23 protein-coding genes and 2 pseudogenes are annotated in these 25,940 nt (G+C 61.4%); 14 read left to right on the forward strand and 11 right to left on the reverse strand.

From position 1 onward, the window contains the following. Positions 1-312 precede the first annotated feature (312 nt). From BLU75_RS08060 to BLU75_RS08105, 10 genes and pseudogenes are all read left to right on the forward strand, one after another. Positions 313-915: a transposase gene (locus tag BLU75_RS08060; RefSeq protein WP_084377937.1), complete on the forward strand. Its 603-nt coding sequence runs from the start codon at positions 313-315 to the stop codon at positions 913-915. 59 nt (positions 916-974) lie between these two features. Continuing rightward, on the forward strand, positions 975-2,573 hold the full coding sequence (locus BLU75_RS08065) for a ShlB/FhaC/HecB family hemolysin secretion/activation protein (protein ID WP_084378065.1): 1,599 nt from the start codon (positions 975-977) through the stop codon (positions 2,571-2,573). A gap of 25 nt (positions 2,574-2,598) precedes the next feature. Then, positions 2,599-4,398, forward strand: a complete 1,800-nt coding sequence (locus BLU75_RS08070) for a DUF2341 domain-containing protein (protein WP_084377936.1) — start codon at positions 2,599-2,601, stop codon at positions 4,396-4,398. Between the two features lie 11 nt (positions 4,399-4,409). Further along, positions 4,410-4,835, forward strand: a complete 426-nt coding sequence (locus BLU75_RS08075; RefSeq protein WP_084377935.1) for an ExbD/TolR family protein — start codon at positions 4,410-4,412, stop codon at positions 4,833-4,835. Between the two features lie 2 nt (positions 4,836-4,837). Further along, positions 4,838-5,542: an energy transducer TonB family protein gene (locus BLU75_RS08080; protein WP_084377934.1), complete on the forward strand. Its 705-nt coding sequence runs from the start codon at positions 4,838-4,840 to the stop codon at positions 5,540-5,542. A gap of 39 nt (positions 5,543-5,581) precedes the next feature. Further along, positions 5,582-7,282: pseudogene (locus tag BLU75_RS08085) on the forward strand (putative porin). Between the two features lie 18 nt (positions 7,283-7,300). Next, positions 7,301-7,936: a DNA repair protein gene (locus tag BLU75_RS08090; protein ID WP_084377933.1), complete on the forward strand. Its 636-nt coding sequence runs from the start codon at positions 7,301-7,303 to the stop codon at positions 7,934-7,936. 14 nt (positions 7,937-7,950) lie between these two features. After that, a complete protein-coding gene (locus tag BLU75_RS08095) occupies positions 7,951-8,439 on the forward strand; it encodes a YbjN domain-containing protein (RefSeq protein ID WP_084377932.1) in 489 nt (162 codons plus the stop codon). Continuing rightward, the gene (locus BLU75_RS08100) at positions 8,436-9,371 is read left to right on the forward strand and encodes a peptidylprolyl isomerase (protein WP_084377931.1); all 936 of its coding nucleotides are present in this window, start codon (positions 8,436-8,438) and stop codon (positions 9,369-9,371) included. The genes BLU75_RS08095 and BLU75_RS08100 overlap by 4 nt, the downstream gene beginning before the upstream one ends. A 50-nt stretch (positions 9,372-9,421) precedes the next feature. Then, positions 9,422-10,408 carry a LysR family transcriptional regulator gene (locus BLU75_RS08105; RefSeq protein WP_084377930.1) on the forward strand — a complete coding sequence of 329 codons (987 nt, stop codon included), beginning with the start codon at positions 9,422-9,424 and terminating at the stop codon, positions 10,406-10,408. An 18-nt stretch (positions 10,409-10,426) separates the two neighbouring features. Here the strand turns inward: BLU75_RS08105 and BLU75_RS08110 are convergent, their stop codons facing one another. Beyond that, positions 10,427-10,855: a hypothetical protein gene (locus BLU75_RS08110; RefSeq protein ID WP_084377929.1), complete on the reverse strand. Its 429-nt coding sequence runs from the start codon at positions 10,853-10,855 to the stop codon at positions 10,427-10,429. 97 nt (positions 10,856-10,952) lie between these two features. Continuing rightward, positions 10,953-11,741: an AraC family transcriptional regulator gene (locus BLU75_RS08115; RefSeq protein WP_084377928.1), complete on the reverse strand. Its 789-nt coding sequence runs from the start codon at positions 11,739-11,741 to the stop codon at positions 10,953-10,955. Positions 11,742-11,826: 85 nt separating this feature from the next. Here BLU75_RS08115 and BLU75_RS08120 point away from each other — a divergent pair, with 85 nt between their 5' ends. After that, positions 11,827-12,825: a bile acid:sodium symporter family protein gene (locus BLU75_RS08120; protein ID WP_084377927.1), complete on the forward strand. Its 999-nt coding sequence runs from the start codon at positions 11,827-11,829 to the stop codon at positions 12,823-12,825. A gap of 86 nt (positions 12,826-12,911) precedes the next feature. Beyond that, on the forward strand, positions 12,912-14,093 hold the full coding sequence (locus tag BLU75_RS08125) for a sugar transporter (protein ID WP_090221410.1): 1,182 nt from the start codon (positions 12,912-12,914) through the stop codon (positions 14,091-14,093). 236 nt (positions 14,094-14,329) lie between these two features. Here BLU75_RS08125 and BLU75_RS08130 read toward each other — a convergent pair whose 3' ends face one another. The 9 genes and pseudogenes from BLU75_RS08130 to BLU75_RS08170 all read right to left on the reverse strand — a co-directional run bounded on the left by BLU75_RS08130 (position 14,330) and on the right by BLU75_RS08170 (position 23,816). After that, the gene (locus tag BLU75_RS08130; protein WP_084377926.1) at positions 14,330-15,532 is read right to left on the reverse strand and encodes an NAD(P)/FAD-dependent oxidoreductase; all 1,203 of its coding nucleotides are present in this window, start codon (positions 15,530-15,532) and stop codon (positions 14,330-14,332) included. Positions 15,533-15,657: 125 nt separating this feature from the next. Next, positions 15,658-16,659: a GlxA family transcriptional regulator gene (locus tag BLU75_RS08135; RefSeq protein ID WP_084377925.1), complete on the reverse strand. Its 1,002-nt coding sequence runs from the start codon at positions 16,657-16,659 to the stop codon at positions 15,658-15,660. Then, positions 16,656-17,579 carry a transaldolase gene (tal, locus tag BLU75_RS08140; protein ID WP_084377924.1) on the reverse strand — a complete coding sequence of 308 codons (924 nt, stop codon included), beginning with the start codon at positions 17,577-17,579 and terminating at the stop codon, positions 16,656-16,658. Before tal ends, BLU75_RS08135 begins: the two co-directional genes overlap by 4 nt. Before the next feature lie 22 nt (positions 17,580-17,601). Continuing rightward, positions 17,602-18,555: a sugar-binding transcriptional regulator gene (locus tag BLU75_RS08145; RefSeq protein ID WP_084377923.1), complete on the reverse strand. Its 954-nt coding sequence runs from the start codon at positions 18,553-18,555 to the stop codon at positions 17,602-17,604. A gap of 71 nt (positions 18,556-18,626) precedes the next feature. Further along, the gene (locus BLU75_RS08150) at positions 18,627-19,427 is read right to left on the reverse strand and encodes an SDR family oxidoreductase (RefSeq protein ID WP_084377922.1); all 801 of its coding nucleotides are present in this window, start codon (positions 19,425-19,427) and stop codon (positions 18,627-18,629) included. 15 nt (positions 19,428-19,442) lie between these two features. Continuing rightward, positions 19,443-20,207 (reverse strand): SDR family oxidoreductase, encoded by a 765-nt coding sequence (locus BLU75_RS08155; RefSeq protein ID WP_084377921.1) that lies wholly within the window; start codon positions 20,205-20,207, stop codon positions 19,443-19,445. A 66-nt stretch (positions 20,208-20,273) separates the two neighbouring features. Continuing rightward, positions 20,274-21,789, reverse strand: a pseudogene (locus BLU75_RS28095) (sugar ABC transporter ATP-binding protein). A gap of 27 nt (positions 21,790-21,816) precedes the next feature. After that, the gene (locus BLU75_RS08165; RefSeq protein ID WP_084377920.1) at positions 21,817-22,749 is read right to left on the reverse strand and encodes a sugar ABC transporter substrate-binding protein; all 933 of its coding nucleotides are present in this window, start codon (positions 22,747-22,749) and stop codon (positions 21,817-21,819) included. A gap of 62 nt (positions 22,750-22,811) precedes the next feature. After that, on the reverse strand, positions 22,812-23,816 hold the full coding sequence (locus BLU75_RS08170) for an ABC transporter permease (protein WP_084377919.1): 1,005 nt from the start codon (positions 23,814-23,816) through the stop codon (positions 22,812-22,814). Positions 23,817-24,177: 361 nt separating this feature from the next. Between BLU75_RS08170 and BLU75_RS08175 the strand changes: the two genes are divergently transcribed. Together BLU75_RS08175 and BLU75_RS08180 are read left to right on the forward strand one after the other, a co-directional pair. Then, positions 24,178-25,014, forward strand: a complete 837-nt coding sequence (locus tag BLU75_RS08175) for a transketolase (protein WP_084377918.1) — start codon at positions 24,178-24,180, stop codon at positions 25,012-25,014. Then, positions 25,004-25,936, forward strand: coding sequence for a transketolase family protein (locus tag BLU75_RS08180; protein WP_084377917.1), 933 nt, complete (start codon positions 25,004-25,006; stop codon positions 25,934-25,936). The genes BLU75_RS08175 and BLU75_RS08180 overlap by 11 nt, the downstream gene beginning before the upstream one ends. Positions 25,937-25,940 lie beyond the last annotated feature (4 nt).

Here is a 25,940-nt window from a genome sequence, read left to right on the forward strand (position 1 = left end):
TGAATGAGTGTTCTGCCGCAAAAAAAACCGGCCTTTGTGGCGAGGGGGCTTGTCCCCCGTTGGGCTGCGCAGCAGCCCCAATAAAGAGGCATGCGGTGTATCAGGCGCTCCTCGGTGACTGATTTGAGGGCTGCTGCGCAACCCAACGGGGGACAAGCCCCCTCGCCACAGCGGCTTCTGTGAATGAAGCTTTTGTGACAAAAGTTCGGTAGTCCTCACCCCCTTCCGTCTTGCCTATGTAACGCGCTCAAGGACGCCGCAAGGCGATTTTCAGCCGATAGCAAGAGCCAGGAGTCAGGGCGGATGGGGACTATGGAACGTTACTCGAAAGTGGGCATGCAGGAACTCGACCAGCGCCTGTCAAAGATTGTCGAAGCCGCTCGCAAAAAGCCGGTGTCGGTCTATCGCTATGGCGCACCCTGGGTCTGGATTGTCTCCCAGGACGACTGGCAAGGCGCTTTGAAGGAAGTGTCGAGCTACATTCCGGCCGGTCATTCGCTGATGCTGTTGCGCCCGCAAATCGATGACGTGCTCGACCAGCATCGCGACCTGCTCCAGGCCTTCGCTGCCGAGCCAGGCATGTCAATTGCCCCGCGTACCGTGCTGCAAGTCCTCTTGCTGCAATTGCTCTACTCGGTTCCCAGCGAACAGCAGTTACATGAGCAACTCAATTACAACCTGCTGTTCCGCTGGTTCGTCGGCCTGGACCTGAACCAGCGTGTCTGGGGCATCCATGTGCTGCAACGAGACATTGCCACGCTACTGAACAACCCGCGGGCGGTGCAGTTGATCCAGAAAATCATTGGTGAAGTGTTCTGTGGTGCCTTGCTGCACACGCCGGAGTTCTCGTTGAACTTCGCCTTGCTGCACACCTGGCTCGCACGGCACGCGAACACCTCGACATCCAGCAATTGAGTGGGCCGAACGCTGTGCAAACAGTGAAGGCGAACATTTTCAGTAATTCAGGGGGCGGTGTGGAGTATCTGTTCAAGCAAACGCTGGCGCTGTGCTGGTTGACATTGGGGGCGCTGGCGCAACCGGTGTTGGCCGAGGAGGCGGGCGGGGAGCCCGAGCCCTCGGCGCGGCGGGTGGACGTCAACGAGTATTTCGTGCGCGGCAATACCGTGCTCGACGCGCGGGCGATCGAGGAAGCGGTGTACCCGTTCCTCGGCCCGCAAAAGACCTTGAGTGATATCGAGGGTGCCCGTGATGCCTTACAGAAGATCTACCAGGCGCGCGGCTATCAGTCGGTGTTCGTCGAGCTGCCTGAGCAGAAGGTCGATGATGGCATCGTCTACCTGCAAGTCAGCGAAACCAAGGTCGGCCGCGTACGGGTGGTGGGCGCCAAGCATTATTCCCCGGTGGAAATCCGCGAAGAAGTGCCCGCGTTGAAAGAGGGTTCGGTACCGGATTTTGCCACCGTGCAAAACCAGCTCGCCGGCCTCAATCGCGGCGCCGGGCGTCAGGTCACGCCGTTGGTGCGCGAGGGCCAGCGCCCCGGGACTATGGATGTGGACTTGCAAGTCGAAGACCAGAATCCCTGGCACGCCAGCCTCGGCCTGAACAACGACTACAGTGCCGACACCGAAAAGCTGCGCAGTGTCGCCACCCTGGGTTACGACAACCTGTGGCAACTGGGCCACAGTGTCTCTCTGACTTACTTCACCGCGCCTCAGGACAGCGACAACGCCAAGGTCTGGTCGGGCTCCTACAGTGCGCCGCTCAACGAACGCTGGACCTTGCAGTTTTCCGGTTACCAGTCCGACAGCAACATTGCCACCATCGGCGGCAGCAACGTGTTGGGCAAGGGCCATTCCTATGGCGTTTCGGCGATCTACAACCTGCCGGCCAGCGGCAACTGGGCCAACTCGTTGTCAGTCGGCGTGGACTTCAAGGACTTCGATGAAACCCTGCAGTTCGGTGCCAGCAGCGATCAGGTCCCGCTCAAGTACGCCCCGCTGACCTTTGGCTACAACGGTTATCGCTACACCGAGCAGTCACAGCTGGGCCTGGGGCTGAATTTGGTGGTAGGCACCCGTGCCTTTTTCGGTTATGGCAGCGATGACCAAGAATTCAGCGCCAAGCGTTGGAACGCCAGCGCCAGTTTCGCCGCACTCAAGGGCGACCTGAATTACACCTACACCTTCAAGGGCGACTGGCAATCGGCGTCCAAGGCCGGCTTCCAACTGGCCTCCGGGCCGCTGGTTTCCAACGAGCAGTACTCCGCCGGTGGCGCCACCTCGATACGCGGTTACCTGGCCGCCGAACGCACCGGGGATGAGGGCTACTTGCTGTCCCAGGAGCTGCGCACGCCGTCCCTGGCCAAGTTTCTCGGCAGTTATGTGCAGGAGTGGCGCTTTTACGCGTTCGCCGAAGGTGCGCGGCTGCGTCTGCACGATCCGCTGCCCGAGCAGGAAGATGAATACAGCCTGGCCAGTGTTGGCCTCGGCACCCGCGCCAGTTTGAGCAAATGGCTGTCCGGCAGTCTGGATTGGGGCTACCCGCTGCTCAATGGACCGAACACCCAGAAACAGGACTCGCGACTGCACTTCAGTGTGCAGGCGACTTTCTGACCCTTTTTTCCGGAGAACCTTTCACATGCAACGCCTATTCCTGAGCCTGTTGATTTGCCTGGGCTTCGCGCTCCCGGCCACCGCCCATGCCTGGTGGCAGGACGATTGGCATTACCGTAAACAAATCTCGGTGGACACCACGCCTCAAGGCGCGGCGATCAACCAGGCGCTGGGGCGCACGGCGCTGCTGATACGCCTGCACACCGGCAACTTCACCTTCGACGGGGTCAAGGACGACGGCGCTGACCTGCGCTTTGTCAGCGCCGATGACAAGACCGTGTTCAATCACCAGATCGAGAGTTTCGACCCGTTGATGGGCATGGCCTTGATCTGGGTCGACGTCCCCAAGATTGAAGGTGCCCAGCGTCAGGACATCTGGATGTACTACGGCAACCAGAAAGCTCCGGCCACGGCCAATGGTCAACTGACCTTCGACCCGGACTACATCGCGCTCTACCATTTCGACACAGCCAACGGTACGCCAGCACGTGACACCACGGCTTATGGCAATACCGCACTGAACGCGACCGGCGCGAGCATCGACGGGGTGATCGGTCGTGCCTTGCAGTTCAGCGGCGAGCCAATGGTGCTGCCCGCCAGCCCGTCGCTGCAACACAGCGCCGCAGGCGCATTTACCTTCAGTGCCTGGTTGCGCCTGGATCAAGCCGCTGGCGAACAAGTCGTATTGGCCCGGCGGGAAGGTACCAGCAGCCTGTTGCTGGGCTTGAACGAGGGCACGCCGTTTGTGGAAATCGATGGTCAGCGCGCGGTCTCGACCCAGCCGTTGAACCCGGGTCAATGGCAGCACCTGGCGTTTACCGCGGTCGGCAACAGCGTGACGCTGTACGTCAACGGTCGCGAGACCGCGAGCCTGGCGCTGGGGATGCCGGCGTTCAATTCGCAGTTGCTGTTGGGTGCCGACTTGCCGGAGGCCGCCAGCGGCTATCTGCCGTTTTCCGGTGCGATGGATGAACTGCGCCTGTCCAAAGTAGCGCGTTCAGCCAACCTGTTGCTGGCCGACGCCAACGCCCAGGGCGCGGAGTCGAAGTTGGTGGCCTACGGGGTGGATGAAGAACAGTCGGGCTTCGGTTTCGGCAGTCTCGGCTTCCTGCTCAAAGCCGTGCCGGTGGATGCCTGGGTGATCATCCTGGTGCTGGTGGGCATGATGATCCAGTCGTGGTTCATCATGTACCGCAAAAACCGCATGGTCAGCCGCGTCAGCAGTGCCAATGAAATCTTCCGCGAGGAGTTCGCACAAATTGGTACGCGCCTGGAAATGTACTACGACGACCACGTGCTGGCCGAGCGTCTGACCCACTCTTCGCTGTGGCGCCTGTATCGGGTGGCGGTCCAGGAAATTCGCACCCGTCGGGCCCAGGGCGCCGACACCTCGTCAGTCTCGGCGGCGACCATCGAAGCTATCCGCTGCTCGATGGACGGCGTGCGTACCCGCGAAAACCAGATGCTCAGCGCCAAACTCTCGACCCTGTCCAACGCGATTGCCGGCGGTCCTTACATCGGCCTGCTGGGCACCGTGCTGGGGATCATGGTGGTGTTCCTCGGCACGGCCATGGCCGGTGACGTCAATATCAACGCGATTGCCCCAGGCATGGCGGCGGCGTTGCTGGCGACGGCCATGGGCCTGTTCGTGGCGATCCCGGCACTGTTTGGCTACAACCGCCTGATCACCCGCAACAAGGAAGTCAGCGCGGATATGTGGGTGTTTGTCGATGAGTTCATCACCCGGCTGGCGGAAATGCACGGCGAGAGCCAATCCAGTGAAGCGGCCCATCGACGTGGCCATCACGCCAACGTACCGGCCTGAGGAGGAACGTCATGGCTTCTGTGAATACCTCCCACGACGATGACGATGACGCCGCCGTCGACAGCATCAACATCACGCCCCTGGTGGACGTGCTGATGGTGGTGTTGGTGATGTTCATCCTTACCGCGACCGCCCAGGTCTCGGGAATCCAGATCCAGCTGCCCAAGGCCAGCGCCTCGGTGTCGTTGTCCGAGGCCAAGACCAAGGCCATTTCGGTGAACGATGGCGGCCAGGTGTTCCTTGACGCGTACCCGGTGACCCTGGGTGAACTGGAAGAGCGCCTGCGCATCGAGAAAGCCTTGAACCCGGAGTTCCCGGTGATCGTGCGCGGGGATGCCTTGGTGCAGTACCAGAAAGTCATCGAGGTCCTCGACTTGCTACGCCGGTTGGAGCTGTCCCAGGTGGGGCTGGTCACCGGCAAACCGAGCCAGGGCTGACCATGACCGCACAGATGCCGAACCCGCCAACGCCGGTGAAGAAGTCGCCGTTGCGCCCGCTGAAATGGGGTGCAGGCTTGCTGCTGGGGGCCGTGGCCGCCTGGTTTCTCTGGCAATGGGCCAATGACATGAGTGGCGTGCGGCGTGAAGCGCCCAAGGTGCCGATGATCATCCCGTTGCCGCCACCACCACCACCGCCGCCACCGGAACCGCCCAAGGAACCCGAACCTCAGGTCGAGGAAACGATTCCCGAGCCTGAACCGACGCCCGCGCCGGAAGAGGTCAAGCCTGCCGAAGAAGCGCCGCCTAGTCCCGCCGACGATTTGGCTAACCCGATGCAGATCGACGGCGATGCCCAGGCCGGCAACGACGGTTTCAACGTCGGTGCCGGCAAGGGCGGCGGCATGGCCGGTGCAGGTGGCGGTCTGGGCACGGGCACCTTCAAGCAGTACCTGGCCGGGGTTTTCCAGCGCCTGCTGCGTGAAGACCCGCAGTTGCGCAAGAAAGCCTACGCGGTACAGGCCGATTTGTGGCTGAGCGCCGATGGCGAGGTGACACGCGCCGAGTTGGTGAAGTCCAGCGGCGATGCCGACACCGACGCGCAGGTGCTGGCGGCGCTGCGAGCCACGCCGCGCTTGAAAGAGCGCACACCGGCCTCGCTGACCTTGCCGGTGCGCCTGTCACTCAAGGGCCGGCGCCCGGATTGATCGAAACTTTTTGCAGTTTTCTACAGGAGTTGTGTGCAGATGATTTCCCACGTGAATCGATTGACCCTGGCGGTCGGCATGGTCATCGCGACCCTGGTCGGCCAGGTAACGGCCGCTCCGGCCGTGCCTTCGGAAAACGCCACGATCAACCTGATCCGCCTGCTGGTACAGCAAGGTGTGCTCAAGCAGGAGCAGGCCGAAGGGCTGATCGCCCAGGCTGAAAAAGAGGCGCTGCAGGCGCGCCAGGCCAGTGCTGCAACGGCGGTTGCCGCCGGCCCGGCCACGGCGCCGGGGGATGTGCGGGTGCAGTACGTGCCGGCAGCGGTACGCGATCAGATTCGCGATCAGGTCAAGGCCGAGGTCATGGCCACCGCCAAGCAGGAGAACTGGGCCCAGCCCAATACGTTCCCCGATTGGGTATCGCGCATCAGTTTCGATGGCGACATTCGCCTGCGGGACGAGTCGCGCTACTTCTCGGGTAACAACAGCAACGAAATCGTCGATTACGCCAAGCTCAACGAGAACGGTCCCTACGACGTCAACAAAGACACCAACACCCGGCTGCCTCCGCTACTCAATACCCGCGAAGATCGCGAGCACCTGTTCCGACTGCGGGCGCGCCTGGGCATGAAAGCGCTGATCTCGCCGCAATGGACCGCCGGCATTCGCATCGGCACTGGTTCCGACAACAACCCGGTGTCCACCACCCAGACCCTGGGCGGTGGTTTTGGCAAAAAAGACATCTGGCTGGACCAGGGCTACCTGAGCTGGAAAGCCTCCCCGGACCTGACCTTGACGGGCGGGCGGATTGCTAACCCGTTCTATTCCACCGACTTGATGTATTCCGGCGACCTCAACTTCGACGGCGTGGCGGCGATCTTCAACCACACCCTCAATAACGAGTGAGGCGTGTTCGGCACACTCGGCGCGTTCCCGGTCGAGTACAGCTCCGACAGCGCCAGCAGCAACGGCTTCGACAAGGAAGAGAGTGACAACAAGTGGCTGTTCGGCGGGCAGATCGGCGCCAACTGGAAGATCAACCGCAGCAACAGCCTCAAGGGCGCATTGGCTTACTACCGTTTCGACGACATCGAAGGCCAGCGCTCCAGTCCGTGTTCGCCGTGGGCCGGGCAGCCAGGCTGTGACACCGACGGTTCGCGCGTGGCCTTCATGCAGAAGGGCAACAGCGTCTTCCTGCTGCGCAACATCAGCGCCAACCCTGCGACTCCGGGCCTGACCCCACAGCCGCAATACGTGGGCCTGGCGTCCAAGTTCGATGTACTGGACCTGAACCTGGTCTGGGATGCCGAGTTGCCCGAAGACCTCAAGCTGCGCAGCCAGACCAACTTCATTCACAACCTGGCGTACGACAAGGGCGAAATGCTCAAGCGCAGCGAAGGCCAGATCGTCAACAACATCAACCGCAACGGCGAGTTTGAAAGTGGCGCCAACGCGCTGATGGTGCAGTTCACCCTTGGCAGCGCGCTGGAGATGAAGAAGGCCGGCGACTGGAACCTGTTGGCCGGCTACAAGTACATCCAGCCGGATGCCTTGCCGGACGGCTTCAACGATTCGTCGTTCCACCTCGGCGGCACCAACGCCAAGGGCTATTTCATCGGCGGCAACTACGGCATCGACAAGAACATCTACGCCAGCGCACGCTGGCTCAGTGCCTCGGAAGTCTATGGCGCGCCGTTCGAGGTCGACGTCATGCAACTGGAACTCAACACGCGCTTCTGACGCGCCGGGAGAATACCCATGAACATGCGAATTGGCGGACTGTTGTTGGTCATCGCCAGCCTGACCGCGACGGGCGCTTCGGCCGAAGGCATGGAGGAGCGTCTGCGCACCCAGTTACGCAGCACCACCGCCCAGTTGCAGGCCCTGCAAAGTGAGCAGGCGCAGGCCAGCGCCGCACGGGTCGCCGCCGAAAACCAGGCCAAACAAGCGCAGGCGCAGATCAAGCAATTGACGGCTGAGTTGGACAAGACCCGCGGCGTGGCTGAGCAACTGGTTGGTCAACAACAAGCCTTGCACAGCCAGGCTCAAGCGCAGGTGGCGGCCAGCGCGGAACAGACCGGCAAGTTCAAGAAGGCCTATGAAGAGCTGCTGGTGCTGGCGCGTGGCAAAGAGTCCGAGCGCGCACGGTTGCAAGCGCAATTGACCGAGCGTGACACACAAGTGCAGCAATGTTCGGCCAAGAATCAACAGATGTACGGCGTCGCCCAGGAACTGCTGGCAGCTTACGAAAAAATCGACGTGGCCGAGGTGATGAGCATTCGCCAACCGTTCGCCAGTGGTGCGCGGGTCAAGTTCGAGGAGTTGGCCCAAAGCTTTGGCGACGAGCTGTACAAGAGCCGTTTTGATGCGCCCCAGGCGGCGCTCAACCACTGATCAACAAGGAATAGATGAGCATGAGCGAATTAATTACCAGCGTGACCACCCAGAGCCTGACCGAACTGCTGCAAGAAGCTGGCTACCGCGTCAATCAGACCGAGCAGAACGGCATCGTGCAGTTGCTCAGCGCCAGCCAGGGCATCGGCTTTGCTGTGCGTTTCGGCAACCCGGCGACGGAGCAGGGCAGCTATGTAGACTTCACCTACAGTTGCGCACTGCGGGTTCAAGGCCAGTTGCCTGAAGGTCTGGCGCAAGCGTGGAATGCGTCGCGACGTTTTGCCCGCCTGTCATTGCAGGGCGAATTCCTGCTGATGGAAATGGACGTGGTGGTGGCCGGTGTTGGCGCGCTGCATCTGCGCAGTCAGCTGGAATTGTGGGACCGGCTGTTGCAGGAGTTTATTGTCTATCTGCGTGAATACAGCCAGAGCGCCGCGCAACTTCAGACCCAGCCTGAGGCGGCAGCTGCCGTGGATACTCGCGAAGAGGCGCCAGCCCTGTGAAAAAACCAACCCTGGTGGTCGGCGCGGGTGCGCTGGTCCTTTTGGTGGTGGCGGTGGGCTTGAGTTTGCGCCCAGGCAGTGATCCGGTGGCCGCCCAGCAACCGCCCGCTGACACCTTCCCGGAAGGCCTCGCGGTGGCGCGTCTGGGCAATCAGCAGGTGGCGTTGCCGGAGCTGAAAGCGTTGCTGGCGACCCTGCCGGCTGAGTCTCGCGAGCAGTTGCGGGGTAACCGTGGCGCCCTGGAAACCTGGATTCGCTCGCGCCTGGCGCAGAAAGCCGTGCTGGAACAGGCCGACGCCCAGGGCTGGCGCCAGCGTCCCGAGGTGGAGCAGCAAACCCGTGCCGCCACCGAGCAGATTGTGTTTCGCGACTACATGTTGTCGGTCAGCCAAGTACCCGCCGATTACCCCAGCGCCGCCGAATTGCAGCAGGCCTATGACAGCGGCAAGGCGCAATGGGTAACGCCGGCGTTGTACCGGGTCAGCCAGATCTTCCTGGCGGTCGGTGATCCCCAGCGTGTTGAATCGGTGCGACGCCAGGCTCAGGAGCTGAGTCGCAGGGCCCAGGCCGCGCCTGATGAGTTCGCCGCGTTGGCCAGCCAATACTCCCAGGACGAAGGCACCGCCAAGCGCGGTGGCGACTCGGGTCTGCAACCCTTGCAGCAACTGGTGCCGGAGGTGCGTGGCGTGGTCTCTCGTCTCAAGCCGGGCGCCGTTTCGGACGCGGTCCAGAGTGCGGCCGGATTCCATGTACTCAAAGTCACCGAGCAACAACCGGCGCGTACCGCCAGCCTTGACGAGCTGCGCGAACGCTTGACGCAAGCCCTGCGGGAGCAACGTCAGGAACAGATAGCCAAGGCTTACCTGGAAGGCATGCTCAATACCGCCACCTTGAGCATCGACGGCGCCGAATTGAACAAAGTGCTGGAGTAAGGCGCTGCGGTACGCATGGATGCACAGACCCATCAGACAGGGAGTTTCCAATGGACTATCCAGAGCCCGGCACCCCCCAAGGCATGCTGCCGTACCGCTCGCCCGGCGAACCACGCGAGGCTTGGTTGGCCTTGGCGACCTCGATCGATCCCGAAGTGGCGGGGTACTTCCTGATCAGTGCCCGCTGTGGCTGTTTCATGCAGGCGGCACGCAGTCTGAATATCAAGGCGACGTTGTTGCGTAAGCGGCTGGTTCAGTTGGAAGAGCAGATGCAACGCTCGCTGTTCAGCTATCAGGGCAACGTGCTTACCTTGAGTCGTGACGGCCAGCAGTTGCAGGCCCGACTGATCGCCCTGGTCCACGAGCGGCGCTTGCCGGTGCAGGAGCAACCACTGATGCGCCTGGCGGTTGCCGAGACGATCCTGCACGACATCTTGGGGCGTGACTTGATCGCGCTACTGCGCCGCAATGCCCGTATACGCCTGGATATTGTGTCCATCGACAGCCCGTTGGCATTGCAGGCCGTTGAAGCGGACGTGGTGCTGTGGCTGGGGGCCATCGACTCGCCGGAACCGGGGCCGCGTTTCGTCACGCATCCACCGCAAGCCCTGGCGCGTCTGGAGTACCTGCCGCATATCGCCAAACGCTACTCGCGCCTGGCGGCGCGTCCGGACAGTATTGATGACCTGATGGATTACATGTTGGTGCAATGGCAGCCTGACTACCTGGTCGACGCGTTGCAGCCGTGGAACCGGCTGGTGCAGCAACGCGTAGCGGGAGTGGTGCAGGTGCAGGCGTATCCTTTGATGCTGGAGATGATTCGATGCAGCGCGTGTATTGGTTTGCTGCCGCGCTACATGAGTTTTTTCGACCGAGGCTTGACCGCCTTGCCCGGATTGTTTGGCGAGGACATGCAACGCCAGGTGTGGATGGCGGTCAATGCCGCGACTGCGCATCCGCAAGAGGTAGAGATGCTGGTGGCGATGCTGCTCAAAACGTTTGAAGAGCGGCGGGAGTGGTTCAGCGCAGAGCGCTGAGCACTGGCTACGGGATGCTCAGGCCACCACTGCCTGAATCTGCAACGCACCGTCAACGTCCTTGACCAGGCCACTGGCCAGCAACAGTGGCAACAAGCGTTTGTGCAACTGCGGTTCGACAAACTCCTTCAGCGTTTCCAGCGCCAGATCACCGCTGCCGGGCAACTCGGCCTTGGTATAGGACAACCAGGCCTTCTTCAATGCCAATAACACATCGCTGGCGGCAGTAGACGCGAAGCGGCGGTTGCTTACCTGGCCCTGGAAGTTGAAGGTGTGCTGATACGCGTAACCGCTCTCGTCGCCGGCGCTGGCGACACAGCGTACGCACGTGCATGGGCCATCACCGAAGGCGGCAAGCAGGTAGCTATTGAAGTCCACCACGGGCTTGAGCGACAGGCGCTTGTCCACTTCGAACAGGTCCCCGGTCATTTTGGCATCAGTACTCACGGTGCGTTTCCTCGCAGGTCTACGGCAGTTTTTTCAAAGCGCGGCACGATACCAGTCGGACGGCGGCTATGGGGATTTTTCCATGAACACTTGGACATTAACGGAAAAACTCCCCCGGCGTGGCTTCGAACTGCTGGCGAAACGCAGCAATAAACGCCGATATCGACTCGTAGCCACACCCCAGTGCAACGTCCGTCACCCGTTCGCCGCGCTCCAGGGCGGGCAGGGCGCCCAGTAGTCGCAAGCGTTGGCGCCAGGCGCGGAACGTCAGGCCGGTGTCGCTCAAGAACAATCGGCTCAGGGTTTTTTCGCTGACGCCGAGCTTCTGGCTCCATTGTCCCAGCGTGGTCGACTGTTCCGGACGCAGGTTCAAGCTACGGTATATCTGCCGCAAGCGACTGTCATGCGGCAGTGGCAGCATCAAGTCCACCTGCGGCGCGGCGGCCAATTGGTCCAGCAGCACTTGGGCCAGTCGCCCATCTGGTCCGTCCTCGACATACGCCACCGGCAGTTCGCTGAAACGACGAATCAATTCGCGCAGCAGATCGCTTACGGCCAACACCTGGCAGCGCTCGGCCGCCCAACCGGTCACGCTGCAATCGAGGTACAGGCTGCGCATCTCCGTGTGCGGCGAACTGAACACCTGGTGCGGCATCCCCGCCGGGATCCATACCGCGCGCTGGGGTGGCGCGACAAAGCGCCCGGCGCTGGTCTGGATCTCCAATACCCCGGAAATCGCATACGACAACTGCACCCACGGGTGGCTGTGGCGCCGGGTGAGGGCGCGATTGGGCAGGGATTCGGTGCGGCCGTACACCGGTCGTGGCAGGCTGGACAGCCCGGGAATTGTGCGGCGGACGGTCTGTTCATGTCCTTTAGGCGGCATTTACTGGCTCGTTGGCGTTAGTCGGTAACAGGCCGTTACGTTAGAGTCGGCATGACGCTCTTGGCAACCCCTGGAAGAACCGCTCATGACCCGCCCTCGTTTTTTACCCGACAACTTCACCCTGACCTTGATTGCCACGGTGATCCTCGCCTCGCTGCTGCCCGCCAGCGGCCAGACCGCCGTGGCCTTCGGCTGGGTGACCAACCTCGCCATTGCGCTGCTGTTCTTCCTCCACGGTGCCAAGCTCTCACGCCAGGCCATCGTCGCCGGTGCCGGCCACTGGCGCTTGCACCTGCTGGTGTTCAGCCTGACGTTCGTGCTGTTCCCGCTGTTGGGTCTGGCGCTCAAGCCATTGCTGTCACCGATGATCGGCAAAGATTTGTACATGGGCATGCTCTACCTGTGTGCGCTACCGGCCACGGTGCAGTCGGCGATTGCCTTCACGTCCCTGGCCCGCGGCAATATCCCCGCGGCGATTTGCAGCGCGGCGGCCTCCAGCCTATTCGGCATCTTCCTGACACCGCTGCTGGTGACCTTGCTGCTCAACGTGCAGGGTGACGGCGCTTCCACCGTTGACGCAATTATTAAAATCAGCGTGCAATTGCTGCTGCCGTTCGTTGCCGGGCAAATCGCTCGTCGCTGGATCGGTGCCTGGGTCGGGCGCAACAAGGCCTGGCTGAAGTTCGTCGATCAGGGCTCGATCCTGCTGGTGGTCTACGGCGCCTTCAGTGAAGCGGTCAACGAAGGTATCTGGCACCAGATCCCGTTGTGGGAGCTGGGTGGCCTGGTGGTGGCCTGTTGTGTATTGCTGGCGCTGGTGCTGGTGGCCTCTACGGTGTCGGGCAAGGTTTTTGGTTTTAACCAGGAAGACCGCATCACCATCCTGTTCTGCGGTTCGAAGAAAAGCCTGGCCACCGGCGTGCCAATGGCCCAGGTGTTGTTTGCTGGCAGCACCATCGGTGTACTGATTCTGCCGTTGATGTTGTTCCATCAGATTCAGTTGATGGTCTGCGCGGTGCTGGCTCAGCGCTATGCCCGGCGGCCGGAGACGATTTCAGAGATGATGGCGCAAGTCGATCCCTGAACCATCGTGTTACTATTTTTGCGCGCTGCTCCTGGGCTGGCATCGGGCCTCCAGGACCGCGCGTAACAGAGTAAAACGACCCGTCAATGAGCACCTGCGCCGCAACACCTCAAGCTAACTGGCAACCGGTCATCGCTCTCGCGCTGGCGGCCTTTGTTTTCAATACCACCGAATTTGTCCCGGTCGGCTTGCTCAGTGCCATCGGTGCCAGCTTCGCTATGCCGATTGCCAACGTCGGGTTGATGCTGACCATCTATGCCTGGGTGGTGTCGTTGACGTCGCTGCCGGTGATGTTGCTGACCCGGAACGTTGAGCGGCGCAAGTTATTGATCGTGCTGTTCGGCATGTTCATTGCCAGTCACATACTGTCCAGCGTGGCCAACAGCTTCGGTTTATTGATGGTCAGTCGGATTGGTATTGCGCTGTCCCATGCGCTGTTCTGGTCCATTACCGCGTCCCTGGCCGTGCGTCTGGCACCGCAGGGCAAGCAGGTCCAGGCCCTTGGCTTGCTCGCCACCGGTACGTCGCTGGCGATGGTGTTGGGGATTCCGCTGGGACGTCTGCTGGGTGAAGCCATGGGCTGGCGCACCACGTTTTTGGTGATCGCCGCGTTCGCTGCCGCGCTGGTGTTTTGGCTGGCGCGCACCTTGCCGTTGCTGCCCAGCCAGAACTCGGGTTCGTTACGCAGCCTGCCGCTGCTGTTCAAACGCCCGGCGCTGGTGGCGCTCTATATGTTGACCGCCTTGGTGGTGACTGCGCAGTTCACCGCCTATAGCTACATTGAGCCTTTCGTCGAGCGTGTCGCGGGTCTCGGGGGGAGCGTCGTGACCCTGGTGCTGCTGGTGTTTGGCGGTGCAGGCATCATCGGTTCGCTGTTATTCAGTCTGTTGCATCGTTTCAATCCCTATCGATTCCTGGTCATCGCCGTGTCCGTCCTAGCGCTGTGCCTGGGGTTGCTGTTGCCGCTCAGTGGTGATGTTTCGTATTTGGTGGGGTTGAGTGTGTTCTGGGGCATGGCGATTATGGCGTTTGGCCTGGCCTTGCAGTCGAAAGTGCTGGTGCTGGCACCGGATGCCACTGATGTGGCAATGGCGATGTTTTCCGGGATTTACAATATCGGGATTGGTGGTGGGGCGTTGTTGGGGAGTTGGGTGGGTGGACACTTCGGGTTTGCCTGGATTGGAGCGGCGGGCGGCGGGTTGGCGGTGATGGCTCTGGGGGGGTATTGCTTGGCGATTTATCGGTTTGGGCAGGGTGGGGGACGATGATTTTTGGTTGGCTTGAGAACTCCCCCTCACCCTAGCCCTCACCCAACGGGGGCGAGGGGATTGACCGAAGTGTGCTGAGAAACTGGGCGACCTGAACGACCGTTTTGAGTGTGGATTCAAAGCCGATCTTTCAGGTCGCAGTAAACCATCAATATCCCTCGGTCAGTCTCCTCGCCCTCTGGGAGAGGGTTAGGGTGAGGGGGCTGGCCGTAGGGGCGGGATAGCCGCCCTCAGACTCATGCCACCGGAATCAGAGGATCCGCCGCAGCCAACGCCACAGCTCGCTCCGCCACCGGCGGGTAAATCCACACTGTATTAATCTGCGTCTTGAGCTCCTTGGCCTCCCGTCCAACCAACTTCAACTGGCGGTCCCACCCTTCGGTATACACCGCTCCCCAGCCACCAAGATCCAGGCACGTCACATACTTGGGCTGGCTGTAAGTCATCGGTGCCATCCCCAATAAGTCAGCCGCGACGTTGTTACCCGCGTAGCGGCCCAGGGCGATGGCGTGCTGGCACGACATGCCGGCAAAGTTACCCAGTTCATCCGTGGCGGCGTACGCGACATCTCCTGCGGCGAATACATCGCTCAGGCCGCGTACCTTCAAGTGCTCATCGACATGCAGGCGTCCCAGGGCATCGCGAGGCCCGGTGAACTGCTCCGTCAGAGGGTTGGCGCGAAAGCCGACGGTCCAGATCACTGTGTTTGACTCAATGCGCTGGCCATCCGCCAGGGTCACACCGTCGGCATCCACCGACGCGACAGAGGCATTGACGATCCATTCGATACCTAACTGTTTGCTCGCCTCAATGATTGAAGGACGGATGCCGTCACCCATCGACGCGGCAATCTGCGGGCTGCGATCCACCACAATCACCCGCACATCCGCGTCGTCTCCCAGGACCGCGCGCAGGCGGGCAGGCATTGCGGTGGCGGTTTCGATGCCGGTAAATCCACCGCCGGCCACCACCACGGTATTACGCGCAGCGCTGTCGGGACGGTTTTTCAAGGACTTGATATGCGCTTCCAGGCGCGAAGCCTCTTCGATCTGGTCGACATCGAAGGCATGTTCGACCATGCCTTCCAGGGCTGGGCGAATCACCTGGCTGCCGGCGGCCAATACCAGGCGGTCATAGTCGAGGGTTGTGGTGGTGCCGGTGGCCGTGCGGTAAGCCACTTGCTTGCCGACGACGTCAATGCTGTCGGCCACGCCCTCGATAAAATGCACGCCCACCGAGTCAAACAGGCTGTCCAGCGGCGCCCGCATGGTGTGCACATCGGCTTCGTAAAAACGCGGGCGTATGCGCAGCTCGGCCTGGGGCGCAAGTACGCTGATCTGCACGTCGTTGCGCTGGTGTTTGTCCAGCAGGCGCGCGGCGCTCAACGCGCTCCATACACCGCCGAATCCGGCGCCGATAATCAGGATATGTTGTTTCATGGGAGTGCTCCGAAAGCAAAGTCGATACATTTTCCGAGGCCGCAAGGCGTCACCGGATACTGTAGAGGCATCGATTTTTGTCTCAAAGGACACATAGCCCTGAATTACTGCCAATCTTGAGCGTGTCAGCGCGAGAAGCGTTCGCGATAGTCGCGGGGAGAGATGGCCAGGTGGCGATGGAAGGTGTGACGCATGCGTTCTTCATCGCCAAAACCACAGAGCTGTGCGATCTGGTCGATGTTGCGCTCGGACTCCTCCAATAAACGCCGCGCGGCTTCCACGCGCAACAGTTCGATGGTCTTGGCCGGCGTGCGTCCGGTCTTTTGCTTGTAGACGCGGGCGAAGTTGCGGGGGCTCATGCGGCTGTGCTCGGCCAGGCGATCGACCGTCAGGCGCGTGTCTCGCAGGTTGTCGGCCAGCCAGAGATGCAAGTCGTCGAAGCCCGCGCTGTCGTGAGTCTGGGCTTGCAGTTGTTGGCTGAACTGCGCCTGGCCTCCGGGGCGTTTGAGGAATACCACCAGTTCCCTGGCCACTTGCAACGCCACCTCGCGGCCGCAGTCGGCTTCCACCAGCGCCAGAGCCAGGTCGATGCCGGCGCTGACACCTGCCGAAGTCCAGACATTGCCCTGCTGGATAAAGATCGCGTCGACATCCACCTCGATGTCCGGGAAGTCGCTCTTGAGCATCTCGCACATCGCCCAGTGGGTTGCGGCGCGACGGCCCTCCAGCAACCCGGCTTGGGCCAGCAAAAAGGTACCGCTGCATACCGAAGCGGTGCGCCCGGCCCGAGTGGATGCGCTGCGCAGCCAACCAACCAGTTCGACACCCTCCACCAGCGCCTGGCGGATGTCAGGCGCGCCCGGCACGATGAGCGTGTGGATCGCTGTCTCGTCGAATCGCGCCAGCGCCACGGTGTCGACGCTCAAACCCTCGGCCGTCGGTACCAGGCCGCCTTGCAGGCTGGCGGTGTGCAGGGCGTAGCCGGGCAGGCCACGCTCGGCCATGGCCTTGGTGGCCGCCCAGAAGACCGTCTGGGCGCCCGTCAAGTCCAGCAGGCCCATTTGCGGGTAAGCCAGGAACACCAGGGGCCGAGGTTGGTGCAGCGGCGTGCTGGCAGTGGTTGTCATAACGCGGCCAACACCGCCTCCAGCTTTTCCTGATCCCGCGCGAACTGACGGATTCCTTCGGCGAGCTTTTCGGTGGCCATCGCATCTTCATTTGAGGCCCAGCGAAATTGCGCCTCGTTGAGATGCGCGCGCGGTTCACCGGCAGCCCCCGGCAGCAGTCTGCGTTGCAAGGTGCCCTGATCAGCCTCCAGTTGTTGCAGTAACTCGGGGCTGATGGTCAGGCGGTCGCAACCGGCCAGTTGTTCGATCTGGCTCAGGGTGCGGAAGCTGGCACCCATGACCACGGTAGGAATGTCGTTGGCCTTGTAGTAATTGTAGATCCGCGTCACCGATTGCACGCCAGGGTCTTCCGCACCGGTGTAGTCCAGGCCGGTGTTCTTGCGGTACCAGTCGTAGATGCGGCCCACGAACGGCGAAATCAGAAACACCCCGGCATCGGCACAGGCTTGGGCCTGGGCGAAGGAGAACAGCAGGGTCAGGTTGGTTTGGATCCCGACTTTTTCCAGGCGCTCGGCGGTACGGATGCCTTCCCAGGTGGAGGCCAGTTTGATCAGCACCCGGTCGCGGCCGACACCGGCCTTGTCATACAGCTCGATCAACTGATTGGCCTTGGCCCACAGCGCGTTTTCGTCGAAGGACAGGCGTGCGTCGACCTCGGTGGAGATGCGCCCCGGAATCACCTTGAGAATGCCACAGCCCACCGCCACCGAAAATTGATCGCACGCCAGGCCCAGGTCGCCCTTGGCCAGGTCGACGGAGCTGCGCAGGATATCGCCGTAATGTTCGATGGCCGAGGCCTTGAGCAGCAGGGAAGGGTTGGTGGTGGCGTCGACCGGGCGCAGGCGGGAGATGGCTTCCAGGTCACCGGTGTCGCAGACCACGGTGGTGAACTGTTTGAGTTGTTCCAGTTTTGAGGTCATGGCAAGCAGTCTCCAATAAGGGTCAATTGTTTAACGCCCGGGCGGTGTCCAGGTCGGTGATCAGTATGTCCAGGTAGCCGCCCTTGAGTGCGCCACGAATGGCCTGGACCTTGTTTAGCCCGCCGGCCAGACCTAGCACGCGCTGGATCGAGCGCAACTTGGGCAAGGTCACGGATACGACGAATTCTTCATCTTCGTCCAGCACCGGACGACCCTCGGTGTCGAAATAGCGCAGGCAGATATCACCCACCGCTCCGCGTTCAGCCAACAGGTGCAGCATATCTTCGGTGTAGTAATTGCCACTGTTGCGCAACAGTTGCGAGGGCTCCAGGTCACCGATGCCGACAATTGCCAGGGTGATGCTGTCAAAGCGGTTCAGCACCTCCTTGACCTCTTCCATCTGGATGATGCGCTGCTTGCTTTGCACCGATTGCTCAATGCTTTGCGATGGCAGCAGGAACGCCGGGCAGTTGAGCAGGGTGGCCAGGCGCTGGGTCAGCAAAGTGGCTTCGAACGCGCCTTTGTTGCCTACACCGCCCAGCAGTTGTACCACCTCCTCGGCGCCTTGTTTGCCCGGTTGCGCATGCAGATGGCCGACCATGGCGCGAATGGTGCTGCTCCACGACGAGATCCCGATGTGATCCTGGGGCGACAGGCTAGTTTCCAGATAATGTGCGGCAGCTGAGCCGATCGCCTGCTTGATGCTTTCATCGTTGCCGGGTTCGGTGGCTTCCACCACGATCACCCGGCGCACACCGTAACGACGCTGTAACTGGTTTTCGAGCTCCAGGTGCAGCCCTTGCAGGCGCATCACGCTGATTTTCACCACGCCTTCCTGCAATGCCCGGCGCAGCGCGCGGCTGATAAACGACTGGGACAAGTCGAGCTGTTCGGAGATCTCGGACTGCTTGAGCCCTTCCTCGTAATAGAGGCTGGCGATCTTGGTGATCAAGCGCTGTTCTTCGATCTGGCTCATGAAGACCTCTGGCTCCTTATCGTGAGGGCATGACAACAATGCCGGTGAGGATACCAAACCGGCGCTGCTCGTTACGACATGATCAGGCCGCCGTCGATATTGATTGCCTGGCCCGTGAGGTACGCCGCGTCATCCGAGGCCAGGAACGCCACCAGGCCCGCAACATCCGAGGGTTTTCCGGCGCGGCGCAGTGGTATGTTCTTGACCCATTCGGCCATCAGTTCGCCCTTGCCATAGCGTTTTTCGTCAGTGCTCAGGATTTCGCCCCAGACGCGGTCGTTGTAGTCCCACATCTCGCTTTCGATGATGCCGGGGCAGAACGCGTTGACCGTGATGTTGTGCCGCGCCAGTTCCAGTGCCAGGCTTTGGGTGATGCCAATCACCCCCATCTTGCTGGCGGCATAGTGCGGGGTGTAGATAAAGCCCTGGCGACCCTGGCCGGAGGAGGTATTGATCAGGCGGCCGCTGCCTTGCTTGACCATGTACCTGGCCGCTTCCCGGCAACCGAGCCAGACGCCGGTGGTGTTGACCTGCAGTACCTTGTCGAAGTCGGCGCGGGGCATCTTGTCAAAGTGATCGATGGTGATGATGCCGGCGTTCTGCACCGACACGTCGATGCTGCCGAAGCGCGCATGAGCGTCGCGGTAGAGTTTTTCGATATCGCTTTCGTGGGTGACGTCGATCGCTAGGGCGAGCGCCTCGACCGAATACTCGTTGATCAATTGTTCGGCAGTGAAGGTCACGCGCTCCAGGTCGTTGGAGGCCAACACCAGATTGGCGCCTTCCTGGGCAAAGCGCTCGGCAATGCCGGCACCGATGCCACGGCAGGCGCCGGTGATGACTACGGTTTTACCGCTAAAACGTTGAGACATGATCGGGGCTCCGGTTTACCAGCAGACAAAACCGCCATCGACCAACAGGTCGACGCCGGTGCAGAAAGATGACGCCTGGCTGGCGAGAAAAATCGCCGGGCCGACCATTTCGTCCACGCTGGCCATGCGACCCATGGGGGTGGTCTGTTCGAAAATCTTTACCTGGTCGGCAACTTCGGGCCGTGAGTTCATCGGGGTAGCGGTGTAGCCAGGGCTGATGCAATTGACCCGCAGACCCTTGTCGGCCCATTCCATCGCCAGGCTTTTGCTCAGGTGGATCACGCCGGCCTTGGAGGCGTTGTAGTGGGCTTGCAACAGGCCACGGTTGACGATACTGCCGGACATCGAGGCGATGTTGACGATGGCGCCTTTGCCCCGAGGCAACATCACGGCGGCCTGGGCCTGGCAACTGAGGAAAACCCCGGTGAGGTTGATGTCCATCATGCTTTTCCAGCGCTCCAGCTCCAGGTCTTCGGCGGCCTGGGCATTGGCGATGCCGGCGCAATTGACCGCAACGGCGAGGTCGCCCAGGACCTTCTCGGTGTGAGCGATGGCGGCGTCCAGTTCGTTGCGGTCGGTGACGCTGCCGGCGAGGGCCAAGCCTTTGCGCCCGAGCGCTTCGATGCGTTCCACGGTGCTGCGGATGCCAGGGCTGCCTGGCAGGTCGAAGCAGGCCACATCGGCACCGGCTTCAGCCAGCCCCACGGCGATGGCCTGGCCGATACCGCTGCCAGCGCCGGTGACGAAGGCGACCTGGTCTTTGAGACTGAAAAGTTGCATGACTGTACTCTGCCTCTAACCCATTGATAGTGTTTGATTGTTTTCGCTACGCAGGTTTACCGCTGCTCAAGCGGTGGCCATCTCCATCACCGACACCGGTGTTGCTTGGCCACGTTCGAGTATTCCCATCTGCCGTCCACGGCTCATCACCATCACCCGATGCGACAATCCCAGCACTTCATCGAGGTCGGAGCTGACGACAATCACCGCCATACCCTTGGCTGCGAGGTCGGCGATCACTTCATAAATCGCGGCACGAGCGCCGACGTCGATACCTCGGGTCGGCTCATCCAGAATGAACACCTTGGGGTTGCGCGCCAGCCATTTGGCAATAATCACTTTCTGCTGGTTACCGCCGGACAGGCTGGAAATTCGCTGCTGCGGTGCACCCTTGACACCCAGTCGTGCCACCGCTGCCTGGGCAAACTCGCGCAAGCGGCCGGGGATCACCCAACCGCTTTTATTCAACAGATCAGTATTGCCATACATCAGGTTGTCTTCGATGCGATGCTCGACCACCACGCCTTGTTGCTTGCGGTCTTCGGGCACCAGCACCACACCGGCCTGAATCGCTTCGCAGGGGGAGCGCAGGCGGCGGACTTCACCGTCCAGTTGCATATGGCCCTGAATGTCCTGGGCTGCACCGGCGATGGTGCGCACCAACTCGGTACGTCCGGCGCCGACCACCCCGGCAATGCCAAACACCTCACCGGCACGCACGCTGAAATCAATGCCGTGCAACGCAAACTCGCGGCAGGTCAGGTTTTTGACCTGCAACATGACAGCTTCGCGAGGCGCGTGCAGGGTCGGGAAAATTCGCTCCAGGCTGCGCCCGACCATTTGCTCCACCAACTCGCGTACCGGCACCTGGGCGCTGACGTGCAAGGCAATCTGGCGCCCGTCGCGCAGCACCAGAATGCGGTCGGCGATACGCGCGATTTCTTCCAGTCGATGGCTGATGTAGATGAAAGACACGCCTTCGGCCTTGAGCCGTTCGACCTGCTGGAACAGCAGCTCGGTTTCTTCACTCCCCAGAGCAGCGGTGGGTTCGTCGAGGATCAGCAATCGCGCCTTGAGGGTCAGCGCCTTGGCGATTTCCACCAGTTGCTGGGCGGCGACACTCAGGCCTTCGACTTTGCGCGACGCTGGCACATTCAGGCCCAGGCGTTGCAATTGAATCTGCGCCTGGGCTTCGATGTAGGCGCGATCGACCCGACCGTGACGCATGGGCAGGCGGCCGACAAAAATATTCTCGGCAATCGACAACTGCGGCAACAAGCGGATTTCCTGGTGAATCAGGCCGATACCAACCCCCCAGCGCCGCGCCGGGGGAGGCCGGCGCATAGGGTTTGCCGAGCCAGCTCATCGACCCGCCGGCATCGGGTTGCACCACGCCGGCAATTATCGACGACAAGGTCGACTTGCCGGCGCCGTTCTCGCCAAGCAAGGCCAATACTTCACCGGGGCGAATCTCGACATTGATCTGGGACAGCACCTGCACCGGGCCGTAGGCCTTGCCGATGTTGCGCAGGCAGAGCACGGCGTCCGGTTGCGCGGCGGGGGTATCCTGCGCGGCTTGCATGGCGGCTTGCATGATCAGACTCCAGGCTTAGGGATGCTGTAGCAGGAAAGGCGCGACGTTGTCTTTGGTGGTCAACACGGTTTCCAGCAGTTGCTCCTTGGGCACTGTCTTGCCGGCTTTCAGGTCAATAGCCGAGGCGACGGCCAGGCGCCCCATCTTTTGTGTCTGTTGGGTCATGGTCGCGTTCAACACGCCGCTTTGCACGGCCTTGAGCCCGGCGACATCGCCATCAAAGCCAACCACGACGACGTTGTGATCGAGGTTGCCGACTTTTACCGCTTGTGCGGCCCCCAGTGCCATGGCATCGGCCCGGCCGAAGAACACGGTAATGTTCGGGTCACGCTGGAGCAGGTCCTGGGCCACGGCGAAGCCTTTGTCCTGAGCCCATTCGGCCGGTTGTTCGGCGACCACCTCAAGCCCTGGGAAGGCTTTCAAACCTTCCTGGAAACCCTTGGCCCGATCATTTTCCGGGGTGGTGCCCAGTTGGCCCTGGAGGATCGCAATACGCCCCTTGCCCTCGGTGACTTTGCCGACGTATTCGGCCAGGGTCTTGGCACCGGCAACGCTGTCGCTGGCGATAAATGTGTCACCCGGTGCATCCGGGGCGTTGCGATCCACGGCGATCACTGGAATCCCCGCGGCCTTGGCCGCACGGACCGGAACACCGGCAGCGGTGGCGCCGGCCGGGATGTAGATCAGCACGTCGATCTGGCGGGTGATCAAGTCTTCAATCTGGCTGACCTGCGTCGAGGAGTTGCCCTGGGCGTCAACGGTAATCACCTTGACGCCCTTGGCCGTGCCCTCGGCTTCCACCGATTGTTTGATCTGGTTGAAGAAGTCCGCCTGCAGGTTGGCCACGGCCAGGCCGATGGCCAGGTCCTTGGCCCAAGTGGTGCCGACGCTGCCCAGTGTTGCAGCGGCGAAAGCGGTGGCGAGTAGCAATTTCTTGGTGATGAACATGTCGGTGACTCCTGATTTTATTGTTTGAGGGTGTCAACTTTCGATCAGCGATAAAGCGTGTGTCAGCGAGCGGTACTGGAGCGGCGGCGCAGGGTGTCGATGGTCACGGCCAGGGCAATCACCACACCAATCACCACTTGTTGAATGAATGGGGAAACCCCCAGCAGGTTAAGACCGTTGCGCAATACACCGATGATCAGCACACCCACCAGGGTGCCGCCGACACTGCCGACGCCGCCGCTGAGGCTGGCGCCGCCAATCACCACGGCGGCAATGGCGTCCAGCTCCAGGGTCAGCCCGGCGCTGGGTTGCGAAGAGTCGAGGCGGGCGGCCATGGTCACCGCTGCGATCCCGGCCAGGGCGCCGCTGATGGCGTACACCCACAAAGTAATCGCCCGTACCTTGATGCCCGACAGGCGCGCCACTTCCGGACTGCCACCAATGGCGTAGAGGTTGCGTCCACCGGCGCGAAAGCGCAGGAACACCCAGGCCACTGCTAGCAGAATCAGAAGCAACCCGACCGTGGCTGACAGAAAGCCAAAGTGGCGCACCGTGGCCAGGTTGGTGAACCACTCGGGGTAGCCGACAATCTGCCGGCCTTCAGTGAGAATATTCGCCAGTCCGCGTGCCACCGACATCATGGTCAAGGTGGCGATAAAGGGCGGCAACTTGGCGTAGGTGATCAATGCGCCGCTGACCAGCCCCGCGAGCATGCCGGTGGCAATCGCGATCGGGATGGCTAACCCCAGCGGTACCGCCTGGTCCTGATACAGCCAACCGAGCATCATCATCGAGAAGGCCAGCACCGAGCCCACCGACAAATCGATACCGCCAATCACGATCACGGCGGTCATGCCGATGGCGAGGATGCCCAGCACGGTGACCTGATCGAGGATGTTCAGGCCATTGCGCAGTGAGAAGAAATATTCGGAACTGAAGGAGAAAACCAGCACCAGCAGGGCCAGGCCAATCAGCGGGCCGCCGATGTTGCTGGGGAGCAATTTGACCAGCCTGGGGCGGCGGGTCGGCTTGAGATCAGCCTGATGGACCGAGGCTTTGGCGTCCACGTGGTTCTCCTGATTTATTTTTTTGGAGGTCGTCATGGTGCTTTGAATATATATGCATGCCTGACTGTTAATTCAGACTCCAGTGGGACGGCCTCAAAGTCAAGCGCTTTAATTTTCTTCAATTCTCTGCAGTGGGCGCTCTGATCGTTCTCAACGCGCTATTCCAGAGCCTTTTGTGCAGGATTTTCACCGTCTGTCCGAGGCGCTCCATGGCGATTTATTTTAGTTTTGTCCCGACGGCCTCTTGACCCGGCGTGTGAACGGCGCCTAAATAGAAATATATTGTCACTGCTGAATAAATATTCAAAAGCCAGCCTTGAACACTTTCACCTCGCGTGGTCAGCCTCACAGGAGCCGCTGCATGAATGCCTTCCAGTACGACGCCCTCCAGATCAAAGAACAGGCCCGCCTGATCAGGCGGAACGTGATTCGTTTGAATGCCGATTCGCCGGCCGGTGGCCACACCGGTGCCGACCTCTCTGAAAGCGACATCCTCGCCACCTTGTATTTTCGCATCCTCAATACTGACCCCGAACGTACCGAGGACCCTGAGCGCGATATCTATATCCAGAGCAAGGGGCACGGCGTCGGTGGCTTGTATTGCTGCCTGGCGCAGGCGGGCTACATTCCAGAGGAGTGGCTGGCGACTTATCAGCACTTCAACTCGCACCTGCCGGGCCATCCGGTGCGCCAGAAAACCCCCGGCATCGAACTTAACACTGGCGCCCTCGGGCACGGTTTGCCGGTGGCCGTCGGGCTGGCGTTGGCGGCGAAAATGTCCGGCAGTAAAAAGCGCATCTATGTGCTGACCGGCGATGGTGAGCTGGCGGAAGGCTCAAACTGGGAAGCAGCGATGGCGGCGGCCAAGTACGGTCTGGATAACCTGTTTGTGATCGTCGACAAGAACAAGTTGCAGTTGGCCGGCCTGACTGCAGACATCATGCCCCTCGACCCGCTGGATGTGAAATGGGCCGCCTTCGGATTTTCCGTCAGTGAGTGTGACGGTAATGACGTGGCGCAGTTGATCGAGTCCCTGGAGGCGATGCAGAGCCGTACCGGCGCCCCCCAGGTGCTAATTGCCCACACGATCAAGGGCAAGGGCGTGTCGTTTATCGAAGCCCGTCCCGAATGGCACCACCGCGTGCCCAAGGGTGATGAAATCATCGCGGCACTGGAGGAGTTGAGTCATGGCGAGTGAACATTTGGCGAGTGTCATGGTTGAGGCCTTTATTGCTGCCGTCGATGCCGGCCTCGATGTGGTGCCGGTGGTCAGCGACTCGACCTCCACGGCCAAGATCGGTCCGTTCGCGCAACGGTTTCCGGAGCGCCTGATCAACGTCGGGATTGCCGAGCAGTCCCTGGTCAGTGTCGCCGCTGGCCTGGCATTGGGAGGCAAGATTGCGGCGACCTGCAATGCCGCACCCTTCCTGATTTCCAGAGCCAACGAGCAAATCAAGGTTGACGTTTGCTACAACCAGGCCAATGTGAAGATGTTTGGCCTCAACGCTGGCACCAGCTACGGCCCGTTGGCCAGTACCCATCACAGCCTTGATGACATTTCGGTAATGCGTGGTTTTGGCCATGTGCAGATTTTTGCTCCGGCGGACGCCGCTGAGTGCCGGCAGATCGTCGACTATGCCTTGCGTCATCAAGGCCCGGTTTATATCCGGCTTGATGGCAAAGCCTTGCCGGACCTCCACGACGCCGCCTACCGCTTTGTGCCGGGGCAGGTCGATGTGCTGCGCCAAGGCGCGGACGTCACTATCGTCGCCCTCGGTTCGGTGGTGCACGAAGCGGTTGACGCTGCGGCGCGATTGGCCGAGCAGGGCATCCAGGCCCAGGTCATCAACCTGTCGTCGATCCGTCCCTTGCAGCGGGATGTCTTGCTCAGTGCCCTCAAGAGCACGCGCGGCGTCGTGACGGTGGAGGAACACAACATCAACGGCGGCCTCGGCAGCCTGGTGGCCGAAGTCATGGCCGAAGCCGGGTTGGGCGTGCCGTTGATCCGCCTGGGCATTGCTGATGGCGAGTACGCCGCCGCCGGCGCACGAGAACCGACTCGCGCCTTGCATTGCATCGACGCGACTGGGATTGTGGCGGCTGCCACTCGGTTGCGGTGACCTG

Source organism: Pseudomonas mucidolens (assembly GCF_900106045.1).
Lineage (GTDB): Bacteria > Pseudomonadota > Gammaproteobacteria > Pseudomonadales > Pseudomonadaceae > Aquipseudomonas > Aquipseudomonas mucidolens.